This is a genomic window from Actinomadura sp. KC216 (assembly GCF_004348535.1).
In the GTDB taxonomy this organism is placed as follows: domain Bacteria; phylum Actinomycetota; class Actinomycetes; order Streptosporangiales; family Streptosporangiaceae; genus Spirillospora.
The window spans coordinates 1-14,525 of the sequence record NZ_SMJX01000214.1 but is presented as its reverse complement, the minus strand read 5'-3'; the positions used below and the strand labels follow the sequence as shown (position 1 = coordinate 14,525).

At 68.8% G+C, this 14,525-nt stretch carries 14 protein-coding genes; 12 read left to right on the top strand and 2 right to left on the bottom strand.

From position 1 onward, the window contains the following. From E1264_RS29395 to E1264_RS29355, 9 genes are all read left to right on the top strand, one after another. The coding region (locus E1264_RS29395) for a TilS substrate-binding domain-containing protein (protein WP_207936369.1) at positions 1-527 on the top strand (527 nt) is incomplete at its 5' end. 126 nt (positions 528-653) lie between these two features. Then, on the top strand, positions 654-1,214 hold the full coding sequence (hpt, locus tag E1264_RS29390) for a hypoxanthine phosphoribosyltransferase (RefSeq protein WP_132178702.1): 561 nt from the start codon (positions 654-656) through the stop codon (positions 1,212-1,214). A 349-nt stretch (positions 1,215-1,563) separates the two neighbouring features. Continuing rightward, the gene (gene ftsH, locus E1264_RS29385) at positions 1,564-3,567 is read left to right on the top strand and encodes an ATP-dependent zinc metalloprotease FtsH (protein WP_132178701.1); all 2,004 of its coding nucleotides are present in this window, start codon (positions 1,564-1,566) and stop codon (positions 3,565-3,567) included. Between the two features lie 185 nt (positions 3,568-3,752). Beyond that, positions 3,753-4,340, top strand: coding sequence for a GTP cyclohydrolase I FolE (gene folE, locus E1264_RS29380; RefSeq protein ID WP_132178704.1), 588 nt, complete (start codon positions 3,753-3,755; stop codon positions 4,338-4,340). 219 nt (positions 4,341-4,559) lie between these two features. Further along, complete coding sequence (gene folP, locus E1264_RS29375) at positions 4,560-5,483, top strand: dihydropteroate synthase (protein ID WP_132178700.1); 924 nt, start codon at positions 4,560-4,562, stop codon at positions 5,481-5,483. Then, positions 5,480-5,917: a nuclear transport factor 2 family protein gene (locus tag E1264_RS29370; protein ID WP_132178699.1), complete on the top strand. Its 438-nt coding sequence runs from the start codon at positions 5,480-5,482 to the stop codon at positions 5,915-5,917. Before folP ends, E1264_RS29370 begins: the two co-directional genes overlap by 4 nt. Further along, on the top strand, positions 5,914-6,279 hold the full coding sequence (gene folB, locus E1264_RS29365) for a dihydroneopterin aldolase (protein WP_132178698.1): 366 nt from the start codon (positions 5,914-5,916) through the stop codon (positions 6,277-6,279). Before E1264_RS29370 ends, folB begins: the two co-directional genes overlap by 4 nt. After that, complete coding sequence (gene folK / locus E1264_RS29360) at positions 6,276-6,863, top strand: 2-amino-4-hydroxy-6-hydroxymethyldihydropteridine diphosphokinase (RefSeq protein WP_132178697.1); 588 nt, start codon at positions 6,276-6,278, stop codon at positions 6,861-6,863. The genes folB and folK overlap by 4 nt, the downstream gene beginning before the upstream one ends. Beyond that, entirely contained in the window at positions 6,860-7,369 is a 510-nt protein-coding gene (locus tag E1264_RS29355) for a DUF3180 domain-containing protein (protein ID WP_132178696.1), read from the top strand. The genes folK and E1264_RS29355 overlap by 4 nt, the downstream gene beginning before the upstream one ends. Positions 7,370-7,401: 32 nt before the next feature. Here E1264_RS29355 and E1264_RS29350 read toward each other — a convergent pair whose 3' ends face one another. Further along, entirely contained in the window at positions 7,402-8,550 is a 1,149-nt protein-coding gene (locus E1264_RS29350; protein ID WP_132178695.1) for an NADH-quinone oxidoreductase subunit D, read from the bottom strand. Positions 8,551-8,962: 412 nt separating this feature from the next. On the opposite strand from E1264_RS29350, the gene E1264_RS45505 reads away from it, so the two are divergent. The 3 genes from E1264_RS45505 to E1264_RS29335 all read left to right on the top strand — a co-directional run bounded on the left by E1264_RS45505 (position 8,963) and on the right by E1264_RS29335 (position 12,561). Further along, positions 8,963-9,310, top strand: coding sequence for a PH domain-containing protein (locus E1264_RS45505; RefSeq protein ID WP_243711237.1), 348 nt, complete (start codon positions 8,963-8,965; stop codon positions 9,308-9,310). 425 nt (positions 9,311-9,735) lie between these two features. Further along, entirely contained in the window at positions 9,736-10,878 is a 1,143-nt protein-coding gene (locus E1264_RS29340; RefSeq protein ID WP_243711238.1) for a PH domain-containing protein, read from the top strand. Positions 10,879-11,352: 474 nt separating this feature from the next. Continuing rightward, positions 11,353-12,561, top strand: a complete 1,209-nt coding sequence (locus E1264_RS29335; RefSeq protein ID WP_132178692.1) for a cytochrome P450 — start codon at positions 11,353-11,355, stop codon at positions 12,559-12,561. Between the two features lie 154 nt (positions 12,562-12,715). Here E1264_RS29335 and E1264_RS29330 read toward each other — a convergent pair whose 3' ends face one another. Further along, positions 12,716-13,729, bottom strand: a complete 1,014-nt coding sequence (locus tag E1264_RS29330; protein ID WP_347813431.1) for an SAM-dependent methyltransferase — start codon at positions 13,727-13,729, stop codon at positions 12,716-12,718. Between the last annotated feature and the right edge of the window lie 796 nt (positions 13,730-14,525).

Sequence of the window (14,525 nt, the reverse complement as noted above, 5' to 3'; positions counted from 1 at the left end):
GGCGGGAACGGAGCGTCCGCTATCTGAGGCCCTTGCTTGAGCTTGACCGTGGCACCACCCGCAGGGCATGCGAGGCGATGGGCCTCGAACCCTGGGACGACCCCCACAACGTCGATCCCGCCTACGCGCGCGTGCGCGTACGCCACGAGGCTCTGCCCGCGCTGGAGAAGGCTCTCGGCCCAGGCGTGACCGAAGCCCTCGCGCGCACGGCGAAGATGCTGCGCGCTGACGCGGACGCCCTAGACGAGCTCGCCGCCCAGGCTTTCGACGACCTGGAGGCCCCGGAGGACGGCTACACCGTGGCGCTTCGTCTGGAAGGGCTCGAAAACCTCCCCACAGCCGTCCGTACTCGTGTAATGCGGATGGCGGCGGTCAAGGCGGGAAGTCCACCAGGTACGCTCGCGGCCGTCCATGTCGATGCGGTCGATCGGCTGGTCACGGCCTGGCACGGCCAGCGGCACGTGGATCTGCCCGGGGGGCTTCGAGCCGTTCGGCGGTATGGGAGGCTGCTGTTCGGCCCGGTTTGACATCGCGCCGTGTGCGGATCGTCACACGAACCTCGCATGGCGCGCCCGCTGCGTGAACGGCGAAAACGGCGCGCGGTGATGCCCGTCCCACCGGACGGGCGAGGTCTGAGCGATGAGGGTGGGGTTGTGGACGAGAAGGACCTGGGCACGGACCTGGCGAAGGTGCTCATCCCGGAGGCCGACCTGCAGGCCAAGGTGCAGGAGCTCGCCGGGCAGATCGACGCCGACTACGCGGGCAGGGACCTGCTCCTCGTCGGGGTCCTCAAGGGCGCCGTCATGATCATGGCCGATCTGGCGCGGGCGCTGCACTCGCCCGCCTCGATGGACTGGATGGCCGTGTCGTCGTACGGGTCGGGCACGAAGTCGTCGGGCGTCGTGCGCATCCTCAAGGACCTCGACACCGACATCCTCGACCGGCACGTCCTGATCGTGGAGGACATCGTCGACTCGGGCCTGACCCTGTCCTGGCTGGTGAGCAACCTGCGCTCGCGCAACCCCGCCTCGCTGGAGATCTGCGCGCTCCTGCGCAAGCCGGACGCGGTCAAGACCGACGTCGAGGTCCGGTACGTGGGGTTCGACATCCCGAACGAGTTCGTCATCGGCTACGGACTCGACTACTCGGAGAAGTATCGGAATCTGCCGTTCGTCGGCACGCTCGCCCCGCACGTGTACGGCGGCGGCGCCTAGCACGTCCGCGGCGGTCCCTAGCACGTCGCAGGGGCGCTGGGGGCGGCCTCAGGGAACAAAGGTACCGTGACGAATCGTTGCAAAGGTCGTTGACGGGTATATGGAAGGGATGCAGGAGAACGGCGTCGGCTGCGTCTGCTACATCCTGCGGTGTACCGTCGTTGTCCCGGACCCTCGGGTCGGGGAGCCACACGAGGGAAGCCGCCACGGCGGTTCGGGAGCCCCCGGGCGCCGGGCCGCTCGTGGGACGCTTTTTGTTGGTCGCCCCGGCGTCCGTCCCCCGGGACGGACGAGGATCGTACACAGACGTTGGTCAGGAGGGACGGGCCCCGGAGGGGTAACCGGATAAATGGACGTGAAGCGCTATTTTCGCGGGCCGCTGCTGTGGATCCTGCTGTTCGGCCTCTTGGTCGCCCTCGTCATGTGGGGCGTCAACCCCGGCCGTTCCTACGAGAAGGTCGACACCTCCAAGGTCGTCCAGGAGATCAACGCTGGGCAGGTCAAGTCCGCCAAGATCATTGACAAGGACCAGCGGATCGAGCTGACGCTCACCAACGGCAAGCAGCAGCAGGCCTCCTGGGTCGACGGCCAAGGCCTTCGCCTCCAAGAGCAACTGCAGAAGCAGGCCGATGCGGGCAAGCTGTCCGGTGGCTACAACGTCGACGTGCCGAAGCAGAGCTTCTTCCTGAACCTGCTGTTCAGCCTTCTGCCGATCGTCGTCATCGTGCTGATCTTCCTGTTCATCATGAACCAGATGCAGGGCGGCGGCTCTCGCGTGATGAACTTCGGCAAGTCGAAGGCCAAGCTCATCACCAAGGACACCCCGAAGACCACCTTCGCCGATGTGGCCGGGGCCGACGAGGCCCTGGAAGAACTGGAAGAGATCAAGGACTTCCTGCAGAACCCGGCGAAGTTCCAGTCGATCGGCGCCAAAATCCCCAAGGGCGTGCTTCTGTACGGCCCGCCCGGCACCGGTAAGACGCTCCTTGCGCGCGCCGTGGCCGGCGAGGCCGGTGTGCCCTTCTACTCGATCTCCGGCTCGGACTTCGTCGAAATGTTCGTCGGTGTGGGTGCGTCCCGCGTCCGCGATCTGTTCGAGCAGGCCAAGACCAACGCGCCCTCGATCATCTTCATCGACGAGATCGACGCCGTGGGCCGGCACCGTGGTGCGGGCCTGGGCGGCGGCCACGACGAGCGCGAGCAGACGCTGAACCAGCTGCTGGTCGAGATGGACGGGTTCGACGTCAAGGGCGGCGTGATCCTGATCGCCGCGACGAACCGTCCCGACATCCTCGACCCGGCGCTGCTGCGTCCCGGCCGGTTCGACCGCCAGGTCACCGTGGACCGCCCGGACCTGGAGGGCCGTAAGGGCATCCTGCGCGTGCACGGCCGCGGCAAGCCGTTCGCCCCGGACGTCGACCTGGACGTGATCGCGCGCCGTACGCCGGGCTTCACCGGCGCCGACCTGGCCAACGTCATCAACGAGGCGGCGCTGCTCACCGCGCGCTTCGACCGCAAGCTGATCGACATGGACACCCTTGAGGAGTCCATCGACCGCGTCATGGCCGGGCCGGAGCGCAAGACCCGCGTCATGTCGGAGAAGGAAAAGAAGATCATCGCCTATCACGAGGGCGGGCACGCTCTGGTGGCGCACGCGCTGCCGAACTCCGACCCCGTGCACAAGGTGACGATCCTTCCGCGTGGACGGGCCCTGGGCTACACCATGACCCTCCCCATGGAGGACAAGTTCCTCACGACGCGTTCGGAGATGACCGACCAGCTCGCCATGCTGCTCGGTGGCCGCACCGCGGAGGAGCTGGTCTTCCACGAGCCGACGACCGGCGCCGCCAACGACATCGAGAAGGCGAGCTCGATCGCCCGCAACATGGTGACCGAGTACGGCATGAGCGAGCGTCTGGGCGCGCGCAAGTTCGGCACCGGCCAGGGCGAGGTGTTCCTGGGCCGCGACATGGGTCACGAGCGCGACTACTCCGAGGACATCGCGTCCGCGATCGACGACGAGGTCCGCCGCTACATCGAGGCCGCGCACGACACCGCGTGGGAGATCCTCGTGGAGTACCGGGACGTCCTGGACGAGCTTGTCGTCAACCTCATGGAGAAGGAGACCCTCTCCAAGGAGCAGGTGCTGAGGATCTTCGAGCCGATCCAGAAGCGGCCGCACCAGAACTCCTACACCGGCTACGGCAAGCGGCTCCCGTCGGACCGCCCGCCGATCATGACGCCCAAGGAACTGGCGCTGCTCGGCCCGCAGGACGTCGCCGACCTGACCAAGAACAACGGCCAGGGCGGCGTCCCCTCTGAGGCCGCCGACCCGGCCCAGGGCGAAAGCTGACCGCGTTGGCTCATTCGCGGGACGAAGGACCGGCGCGCGGCGAACCGGGGGACGGGACACCGTCCTCCGGTGAGCCGCGCACGGGCGCCGAGCAGAACCGGTGGACGACGGGCGCTAAGCCCGCGCCTGAGACGGAGAAGGCCGCGCGTGAGGCGGGCCGTGCGTTCGTCGAAGGCGAGGCACGGATCCTGGAGGAGCCCCCAGGGTTCGACCATGCTCGGATCGAGAAGGCCGTCCGGGAGATCCTGATCGGCATCGGTGAGGACCCTGAACGCGACGGGCTCCGCGAGACTCCGGCCAGGGTCGCGCGTGCGTACGCCGAGCAGTTCGCGGGCCTGCGGCAGCAGCCGGAGGACGCGCTGACGACGGTGTTCGACGCCGACCACGAAGAGATGGTCCTGGTGAAGGACATCGAGGTGTACTCCGTTTGCGAGCATCACCTGGTGCCGTTCCACGGGGTGGCCCACGTGGGGTACACGCCCAACAAGAGGGGCCAGATCACCGGACTGTCGAAGCTGGCGCGCCTGGTGGACGTGTACGCGCGTCGCCCGCAGGTGCAGGAGCGGCTGACCAGCCAGGTCGCCGACGCGCTGATGAGCGTGCTGGAGCCGCGCGGCGCGATCGTGGTGATCGAGGCCGAGCATCTGTGCATGACGATGCGCGGGGTCCGGAAGCCGGGCGCGAAGACGGTGACGTCGGCGGTCCGCGGCGACTTCCGTGATCATGCCGAGACGCGGTCCGAGGCGATGAGCTTGATTCTCGGCCGCTATTGACCGTCCGTCCGACTTCGGGGGCATCGAACGTGTGAACGGGCCTCAGCGTCGCGCTGAGGCCCGTTCTGCTGCCGTCGGGCGCCCGCGCTTGGAGCGTCGGGCGGCTCCGGCCCCCGACCGGGTGCGGTGGACGGGCGAGGCGTCGCCGCCGGGCCCGACGGCGCGGGCGAGCGGAGGCGCCGCCCCGGCCGGGCGAGTTCAAGGCATAGGGTTGGGTGCATGACCATTGCCGCCGTTCCGGGGCTGCCCGCGCCAGGGCGCTGCCTCGTCATGGGCGTGGTCAACGTCACCCCTGATTCGTTCTCTGACGGTGGTGCCTGGTTCGACCCGGAGAAGGCCGTCGCTCACGGGCTGGATCTCGTCGCGGCGGGCGCCGACATCGTCGACGTGGGCGGTGAATCCACCCGGCCCGGGGCGCAGCGCGTGTCGCGGGACGAGGAACTGCGGCGCGTGATTCCCGTCATAGAAGCGCTCACCAGCGAGAACGTGCCGGTCAGCGTCGACACAATGCGCGCCGAAGTGGCGGAAGCCGCCCTGGAAGTGGGCGCCCGGCTGGTGAACGACGTCAGCGGCGGCCTGGCCGATCCCCAGATGCCGCAGGTCGTCGCCGCGGCAGGCGTCCCCTACGTCGTGGTGCACTGGCGTGGTCACAGCCATGACATGCAGTCGCGCGCCGTCTACGAGGACGTGGTGCGGGAGGTGCGCGACGAACTGCTGAGCAGAGTCGACGCCGTACTGGCCGAGGGCGTCGATCCATCGATGATCGTGCTCGACCCAGGGCTCGGTTTCGGTAAGAACCCCGTGGCCGGGCACAACTGGTCGTTGCTGGCGCATCTGGACGCCTTCACCGCGCTCGGCTATCCCGTCCTGGTCGGGGCGTCCCGCAAGAACTTCCTCACCAGGCTTCTGGCCGAGCCCGACGGGACGCGCCGCCCGTTCCTCGAATGCGACGACGCCACTGTGGCCATCACATCGCTGGTCGCCGCCGCGGGTGCGTGGTGCGTGCGGGTCCATCGCGTCCGGCCGAATGCGGATGCCGTGCGGGTGGCGGCCGCAATGCGCGCGGCCCGTCCCGTTGCCGAAGACGGTCCTGGCCAAGCCGCGGCTGACGTTCGCGCCGACGATGGGAGTCAGCGCCCATGAGCCATGCCGTGAACCGTGCTGACGTGGACGAGGTCCACGCCGAGTTCTACGCGGCGTTCGAGGCCGGTGACTTCGACCGCATGTCCGACGTATGGGCGGACGGCCCGTACGCCGAAGGCGTCTCCTGCGTGCACCCCGGCTGGACGATGCTGCGCGGACGCGAAGAGGTGCTGCGTTCCTGGGCGCTCATCATGGCCAACACGACCTACATACAGTTCGTGCTGACCGACGTGGAAACCGACGTCTACGGCGACCACGCGGTGGTGACGTGCAAGGAGAACGTTCTCACCGCCGACGAGGACACCGAGGCCGGATTCCTCGCAGGGGGAAGCATCGTGGCCACCAACGTGTTCGTACGGGCGGACGGTGAGTGGAGGCTCCTGCTTCACCACGGTTCCCCTGTCCTCAACGTCGCGGATGCAGAGGAAGAATGAGTCTCGACCGCATCGAGCTGCGCGGCCTAAGGGCGCGAGGGCGGCACGGATGCCTGCCCGCGGAGCGCGAGCTCGGGCAGGAGTTCGTGGTGGACGCGGTCCTCGGTCTCGACACCCGTCCGGCCGCCGCCGGGGACGACCTTTCGCGTACCGTCGACTACGGAACGCTCGCCGGCCGCCTGGTCGCCGTGGTCGAGGGAGAACCCGTCAACCTGCTCGAAACACTGGCAGACCGGTTGGCGACAATATGTCTGGAAGATGGGACGGTTTCCGAGGTGGAGATCACCGTCCACAAGCCGAGCGCCCCGGTGCCGCACCCCTTCACGGACGTGGCCGTGAAGATCAGGAGGAGTCGCCCATGACAACTTCCGACCGCATGCCCGACCGCACCGCCACCGGCGGCCACATGCTGGTCGAGCACCGCGTCGTCTTCTCGATCGGCAGCAACCTCGGAGACCGCCTGGACAACATCCAGGAGGCCGTGGACGCGCTGTTCGACGCACCAGGGCTGAACTTCGTGGCCTTTTCCCCCGTTTACGAAACCACCCCGTACGCGCCGCCTGGCGAGACCATTCCGGAGCAGGGCGATTTCCTGAACATCGTGCTCATCGCCGACACGCGGCTGCCACCGGAGAACCTCCTCGAACGCGTGCTGAACATCGAGACGTCGATGCGGCGGGAACGCGAGGTCCGCTGGGGGCCGCGCACGCTCGACATCGACATCGTCGTGTTCGGTAACGTCTCGTCCGACGATCCCGATCTGACGCTTCCGCACCCGCGCGCGCACGAGCGGGCCTTCGTGCTCGTCCCGTGGGCCGACATCGAACCTGACGTCCTGCTCCCCGGGCACGGCCGCGTCGGTGACCTCGCCCAGGCCAAACAGTCGGAGGGTGGTCCGTCGGTCGTTCGCCGCCGGGAAGACCTGGCCCTCCAGCAGCCTGCATGAAGCCGTCCCGCCCCCTGTTCCTCGTCGCCCTCGTGGTCGTCATAGCGGTGATCACTTGGGCGGTGTTGCGTTCCGCCTACCTGTCGCTGCCGCCGCTGCCGTGGACGGCGGTCCCCACCCTGCTGCTGCTGGCGCTCGGTGAGGGCTTCACTGGCCTGAACGTGCTGCGCCGTCTCCGCCGCAGGCCCGACGCCCTACGCCGGCCAGAAGAGCGCCGCAAAGCGTCGCCCAAACCGCTGGAGCCGATGGCGGTCGCGCGGCTCGCCGCCCTGGGCAAGGCCAGCGCGCACTCCGCCGCGGTCATCGCGGGCATCTTCGCCGGGTTCGCCGCCAGCCTCGCCTCGTCGCTCGACAAGCCGACGCCACGCCAGGACTTCTTCGTCAGCGGCGGGACGTTCCTCGCCGCGGCGGTGCTAGTCGCCGCCGCGTTCTTCCTGGAGTACGCCTGCCGCGTGCCTAAGGACCCGGACGAAGAGGAACGCAACCGTGGAGCGTCCCGCGCCTGACGCTGTCCCATTGTCGCAGGGGCCCCGGCCCGTCATTTGTCGATGTCGCCCACGACGAAGAACATCGAGCCCAGAATGGCGATCATGTCCGCGACCAGGTTGCCGGGCAGTAGCTCCTTCAGGACCTGGATGTTGTTGAACGACGCAGACCGCAGTTTCATGCGCCACGGTGTCTTCTCGCCACGCGACACCAGGTAGTAGCCGTTGATGCCCAGCGGATTCTCCGTCCAGGCATAGGTGTGACCCTCCGGAACCTTCAGAACCTTCGGGAGCCGCTGGTTGATGGGGCCGGGCGGGAGCTCGGCCAGGCGGTCGAGGCACGCGTCCGCGAGGTCGAGGGACGCGTGCACCTGGTCCAGCAGGCATTCGAACCGGGCCAGGCAGTCGCCCTCCGAGCGGGTGACGACGCGGACGTCCAGGTCTCCGTAGGCGAGGTACGGTTCGTCGCGGCGCAGGTCGAAGTCAAGGCCGGACGCGCGTGCGATCGGCCCGGACACCCCGTACTGCAGGATCTGCTCCTGCGTGAGCACTCCGACGCCTCTCGTCCGGGCCCGGAAGATCTCGTTGCCCATGATGAGGTCGTCGATGTCTCCCATGCGCCCACGGACCTCGGACACCGTCTTCCGCGCGCGCGCCGTCCAACCGGCGGGAAGCTCCTCTTTCAGCCCGCCGACGCGGTTGAACATGTAGTGCATGCGTCCACCGGAGACCTCTTCCATCACCCGCTGCAACGCCTCACGCTCACGGAACGCGTAGAAGATCGGGGTGATGGCGCCTACCTCAAGTGGGTACGAGCCGAGGAACATCAGATGGTTGAGGATGCGATTGAGCTCTGCGAGGAGCGTCCTCGCCCATACGGCGCGGGCCGGGACCTCCATGCCCAGCATTCGCTCGGCGGCGAGGACTACACCCAGTTCGCTGGAGAACGCCGACAGCCAGTCGTGCCGGTTCGCCAGCACGACGATCTGCCGGAAATCCCGGACCTCGAAGAGCTTCTCCGCTCCCCGGTGCATGTAGCCGATGATGGGCTCGGCGGCCGAGATGCGTTCGCCGTCCAAGGTCAGCCTCAGCCGGAGCACACCGTGCGTGGACGGGTGCTGGGGGCCGATGTTCAAAGTCATGTCCTCGGTGGCGAGCTCCTTGGCGCCCGCACCGATACCGACGATCCGTTCGGTGGTCATGGTCGCGTCTCCGCCGCTCCGGTCACCGCTTCATGGTCGCATGGCGAGCGGCACTCGTTATCCGATTGACTAGGAGGCAATGAACGCGAGCCACGGCGAACCGCCATTCGAGCCCGCCGCGAACTCTGGAGCCCAGGGCGCGGCGCGTCCGCCCGCGCCTTCCGGCCCAGGACACGGCGGTCAACCGCCGGGTTCTCCCGGTCAAGGCCAGGTACCGGCACACTACCCGCCGGACCAGAATCGGCCGTCAGAGCCGCCCGTCTACAGAGCGGACCAGGCGTTTGCGGCAGGCGGCGGCCTGCATTGGTCACCGATCTCGAAACGCCATGCTCTGCACAGGCTTCTCAGCGCCGTCCTCTGGGCGATTCCGGTTGGTGGCGTGGGCGGGTTCATCGTCTGGAGGAACGGTGGCGTGGTCCCGGCCACCATGTGGGTGGCCGCCGTCGTGTTCTTGGCCGTCCTCAGCTGGCTGGTGGCCGAACTCGACCGCCGGGCGTTCGGCTACGCCGAGCGTGCGGACGACCTCATCGTCACCCATGGGGTCCTCGTCAAGCGGCTCATCGTCGTCCCATACGGGCGGATGCAGTTCGTGGACGTCACGGCTGGACTGCTGGAGCGGTGGATGGGCATCGCGACCGTCCGGATGCACACCGCCGCCGCGGCCACGGACGCCACCATCCCCGGCCTGCCCGCCTCGGAGGCCGCCCAGCTGCGCGACCGCCTCGCCCAGAAGGGCGAGGAACGGAGCATGGGTCTATGAGCGGCCCATATGGCCCACCAGGCCAGCCCGGCCCCTACGGCCCATCGGGTCTGCCCGGCCGTTCCGGGCCGCCAGGGAAGCCCGGCCCCTATGGTCCGTCAGGTCAGCCCGGCCCTTACGGACTGTACGGCCCCAATGGCCGCCCGCCTTATGGCCCACAACCGCCACCTCACGGTGCGCCCCCTCCGGGTCAACCGTACGGGCCGCCTCGTCCTCCCTACGGATATGTCCCATCGCACGGTTTTCGTCCACCGATCCGGTTCTCCGAGGGCACGCACAGGCTCCACTGGGCGACGGCGCCACTGCGCGCGTTCATTTTCCTCATCATCTACTTCGTCCTGCTCGGCTTTCCCCTGCTGCTGACCCAGACGGATGACGGCATAACGCTGGCGCTCACTCCCGAAGTGATCGCCAGATTCCTCATCGTGAGCATCCCGATGGGGCTGATCGCGGTGGGAACGGGCCTCTGGACGTGGCTCGCCGTACGTTTCCGCGTTGACGGTGACGACCTTGTTGCGGAGACCGGTGTACTCCGCAAGAACAAGCGTCGAATCCCGCTTTCGCGTATCCAGGCCATAGACCTCGTCCGTCCCCTGGTCACCCGTGTGTTCGCCCTTGCCGAAGTGCGTGTGGAACTCGCCGGAGGCGCGCACAGCGAGATCGCGCTCCGCTATCTGGGGCGCCATTCCGCTATGCAATTGCGTGCCGAACTGCTGGCGCGTGCCGCCGGTCTGCCCGGTCACACACCCGAGGCACCGGAACGACACGTGTGGCGCGTCCCGTTCGGCGCCCTGCTCGGGTCACTCGTCGTGCGGTTGCCGGTCCTTGGGACGGTCCTGCTCTTCTTCGCATCCCTGCTGTTCCTGGTGATGTACACGGAGGGCGGCATCCTGGCGGTGACCATCCCCGTCCTGCTCGCGCTCATCCGGGCCGTGATCGCCCCCCTCGTGATGTACGCCAACTTCACGGTCGCGATGTCACCGGACGGGATCCGCCTCCGCTACGGCCTCCTGGAGACCCGGATGCAGACGCTCCCTCCGGGACGTGTCCAGGCGGTCAGCATCGTCGAGCCGGCGATCTGGCGCTCCCTCGGCTGGGCCCGTGTCGAGGTCACCGTCGCCGGCTACGCGGGAGAGCGCCAGGCGTTGTCGTCGACCCTCCTGCCCGTGGCCCCGCGGCACGTCGCCATGCACCTCGTCTCGCAGGTGTTCCCCGGAACCCATGTCGACGCGGTCTCGCTCATCCCCGCATCGTCCAAGGCAGTGGCGATCGACCGTGCGGAGGGTGCCGGCACAGACGACGTCGTCTTCGTGGCCAGGCACGGCTGGCCCTGCCGACGCACCGACGTGATCGCCCACGCGCGCGCGCAGAGCGTCCGGCTCACCATGAACCCGTTCCAACGCCTCTTCGGGCTGGCCACCGTCCATGTCGATGCGCCTCCCGGACCGGTGCAGGTGGCCGCGACCGACCGCGAACTGGGCGAGGCCCGCGCCATCGTGGAATCGACCGCGCGCCGAGCCCTCGCCGCCCGCCGAGCCGGCGGGGACCCGACCCGCTGGGCCCGCTGACCGACTTATCCACAGAATCGCGTTCTACTTCCGGGTCCGTCCGCGCTCGTCGAACATGGATCCCGGTCGGCCCGCTCGCCGGGGGGAGGGCGGGCCGACCACCCATCGTCGCCTCACCGGGGGAGTAGCGAATGATCGCCCAGATCGCGAAGTGTTTGGCCGTCGGATGTCGACGGGCGCCCATGCCGCTCGTACGTCGGCAGAGTGGAGTCGGATTCGAGAATGTGCGCGGCGCCCACACGAGCATGAGACTCCCGCCGGAGGACGGGTTGCTCATGACGCACCGTGAGGTCCCTGGCCCAGTTCGCCGCACTGCCGGGCGCGCGTCCGCAGGTGGGCGCGCATCGCCCCCATTCAAGCGAAACGTGGAGCGTGTGCGGACGGTATCGGCGCACCATGAACGCCCTTAGTTCACGACGGTCGGCCGAGGAAAGGTGTGGCCGGGAAGTGCATGAGATGCGAACATCGACAGACATGAGTGTTCTGGCCTATGACCCCTGGTCTCCGGAGTTCGTGGCGAACCCCTACCCGGCGTTCGAGCGGCTCCGCGCCGACCGTCCCGTGTATTTCGACGAACCCACCGGCCAGTGGGTGATCAGCCGATACGAGGACGTGAACGCTCTCTTGCGGGACCGCCGTCTCGGGCGGACGTACCTCCACATCGCCGGCCATGAGGAGTTCGGCCAGGAACCGGAGGCCGACTTCCTCAAACCCTTCTGGGACCTCGTCAGGGCCGGAATGCTGGACATGGAACCGCCCACGCACACCCGGCTGCGGCGCCTCGTGTCCAAGGCGTTCACCGCCCGCATGGTGGAGGGGCTGCGCCCGACCATCAGGCGGCTCGCCGGAGACCTTGCGGGGGCGCTCGCCGCCAAGGGCGGCGGCGATCTGCTCGCCGAGGTCGCCGAGCCGCTGCCGGTCAATGTGATCGCCGAGATGCTCGGCGTCCCCGTGGAGGACCGGGACCTCCTGCGCCCATGGTCCGCCGACATCTGCGGCATGTACGAGCTGAACCCGCCCGAGGAGGTCCAGCGGACGGCCGTCCGGGCCGCCGTCGAGTTCTCCGACTACCTGCGCCGCCTGGCCCGCACCCGCCGCGACGAGCCGCGCGACGACCTCATCACCGCCCTCGCCCACGTCGTGGACGGAGGCGACCGGCTCACCGAGGACGAGCTGATCGGTACCTGCGTCCTGCTGCTCAACGCCGGTCATGAAGCGACCGTCAACGCGACCGGCAACGGCTGGTGGGCGCTGTTCCGCAACCCGGGCGAACTGGAACGGCTCAGGGCCGATCCTTCCCTCATCCCCACGGCCGTCGAAGAACTGATGCGCTATGACACCCCGGCGCCGATGTTCGAGCGCTGGGTCCTGGAGGACATCACCGTCGCGGGTGTTCCCATTCCGCGCGGGGCCGAGGTGGCGCTGCAGTTCGCGTCCGCCAACCGCGACCCAGAGGTGTTCGCCGATCCCGACCGGCTCGACCTGTCGCGCGACCCGAACCCGCACATCACGTTCGGTCTCGGCATCCACTACTGCCTTGGTGCCCCGCTCGGGCGGATCGAACTCGCCGAGTCCTATGGAGCGCTTCTCCGCCTCGCCCCCGACCTCCGTCTGTCCGCCGAACCGCAATGGAAGCCCGGTTTCGTCCTACGCGGCCTGAAGGCCCTCCACGTGGAACGCTGATCGTCGTACGAGCCGACAACCCGCCCCACGCCACCGCCGACCATGCGGGGGCGGGCCTGAGACCAACAGGGCCGGAGAACCTCCAGACCCAGTACTGACCTCGACCAGGCATAGGAGCCGGGTCCATCCGCCAGCAGGTCAGGAGAGACGGTGTTTAGGGACGCAGGACGGCAGGGAGGGCGATGCCCACGGTTTGAGCGAGCCAGCCGAAGCCGCCTAGACCGGACGGGTCGGTCAGCTCGGCGTCCTCTCCGGCGTGGCAGAGGGCCGCCACGTAGGAACGGGGGTCCCGGTGGGCCAGATCCACCGGCGGGCGGGCACCGGAGAGACCGAGCGCCCGCAAGGCGGTGCGCTGGGTCGTCAGGAGGGTGGACGTGGCGCCGGCGCGCTCTCCGGCCGCGGTACACGCATCGAGCGCCACATGCGCCGTGACATCGCAGGAGCCGTCCGGGACGGCGGGGACGGTCAAGCCGTCGCGGTAGCCGGTCAACGTGCCGTACGAGGGACGCGATTCGCGAGAGTGCGAGTAGTCGACGGCCAGCGCGAGCCCCCGCGAGACCCGTCCGACCACGGAGGCCCAGGCGGCGCAGCGCGGATGGCCGACCTCGGCGCGGTCGCCGGGCTCCTGAAGGGGCCACCAGTCCTCAAGCCAGTCACGGTCCTCGTCGGACGGCGCGGGCCCAGGACGTTCGGTGCCAGTGGACGGTTGAACTAACACGGTGCGGACGCCGTCAGGGGTGCGTTCGACGACGTCCAGGGGCACATTGTCGAGCCACTCGTTGGCCACGGCGAGACCGGTGATGCGCTCCGGCAACCGGCTCCGCCAGGCGATCTGTGAGGGGGTGTCGGATGGACGCGGCGCGATCTCCACCGCGGTCGGAGCGAGCCTGGACGCCAGCTCGGACGGGACGCAGGCCAGGATGTTGCTCAGCAGCCGCCCCGACCCCGCGCCGATGTCGACGATGTCCACCCGGTCGGGCCGGCCGAGCAGGGCGTCGACCTCCACGAGGAGACGTGCGATGGCGAGGGCGAACCGCGGGGAAGCGTGCACCGAGGTCCGGAAATGCTCGGCGGGACGCTCACCGCGCCGATAGAAACCGCCTTCTCCGTACAGTGCCCGATCCATAGCGGTGCGCCACGGCAGCCACTCGGTAACCAACGCCTCCACGAGGGTGACGTTACCGTGGGCCACGGCCCCCGGAAGGCGATCCCGAGGCCCGATCGGCGCGCCACCAGAACAACCGGACAGATTCGAGCCAACGCCCGTCCAGCCAAGCACCAGCGAGTCGATAGGGACGGCACGGCCCACCGCGATCACCTCTCGGCGAGGCGGTCCAGACCTGGGTGGCGGGCGCCGCCGATGGGCCCGGAGGCAGGTCGGCGACCTTGAGAGCCGGCTGAGGGCAGCTCTGCGCGGATGTTGAGTCGGCAGGTGCCGGAATGGCTGACCTGCCGAAGGGCAGCCGGTCGGTAGGGACGGCACGGTCGAGCGTGGTCAGGGGGTGGGCTGCCGACGTTGCCCTGGCTGGGATGGCGCGCGCTGTCGACGGGACTGGAGGCCGGTCGGCGTCCCTGAGGGCCGGTTGGCGGGGGCAGGTCGCGCGGGTGTTGAGGCGACAGGTGTCGGAGTGGCCGTCCGGACCGGGTTAGCGGGTTGGTGCGGACGGCGCGGTCGAGGACGGTCAGTTCTCGGCAACGCGGTCCAGTACGGATGACGGGCGCCGCCGATGGGCCTGTCGGCAGGTCGGGACTGAGGGCCGGTTGCCCGGGGCATTGGGGCGGCGCGGATGACGGGCGGCTGGTATCGGGATGGTCAGCCGATGAGTGACGGGGTGGCGCGATGGCGGTCGCGCGGGGTCGGTTGGCGGGCGATCTTGCCCCCCGTGGTGGCGGGTGCCGTCGATGGGATTTGGAGGTGGGTCGAGTCGTTTGGGAGGCGTTCGTGAGGCTGGAGGGCGGTGGGC

Bases quoted from the DNA above. Each gene is read 5' to 3' on its own strand.
- folP (WP_132178700.1), top strand. From the start codon at position 4,560: ATGACCATTGCCGCCGTTCCGGGGCTGCCCGCGCCAGGGCGCTGCCTC.
- folK (WP_132178697.1), top strand. From the start codon at position 6,276: ATGACAACTTCCGACCGCATGCCCGACCGCACCGCCACCGGCGGCCAC.
- E1264_RS29370 (WP_132178699.1), top strand. From the start codon at position 5,480: ATGAGCCATGCCGTGAACCGTGCTGACGTGGACGAGGTCCACGCCGAG.
- E1264_RS29350 (WP_132178695.1), bottom strand. From the start codon at position 8,550: ATGACCACCGAACGGATCGTCGGTATCGGTGCGGGCGCCAAGGAGCTC.
- folB (WP_132178698.1), top strand. From the start codon at position 5,914: ATGAGTCTCGACCGCATCGAGCTGCGCGGCCTAAGGGCGCGAGGGCGG.
- E1264_RS29355 (WP_132178696.1), top strand. From the start codon at position 6,860: ATGAAGCCGTCCCGCCCCCTGTTCCTCGTCGCCCTCGTGGTCGTCATA.
- E1264_RS29335 (WP_132178692.1), top strand. From the start codon at position 11,353: ATGAGTGTTCTGGCCTATGACCCCTGGTCTCCGGAGTTCGTGGCGAAC.
- ftsH (WP_132178701.1), top strand. From the start codon at position 1,564: ATGGACGTGAAGCGCTATTTTCGCGGGCCGCTGCTGTGGATCCTGCTG.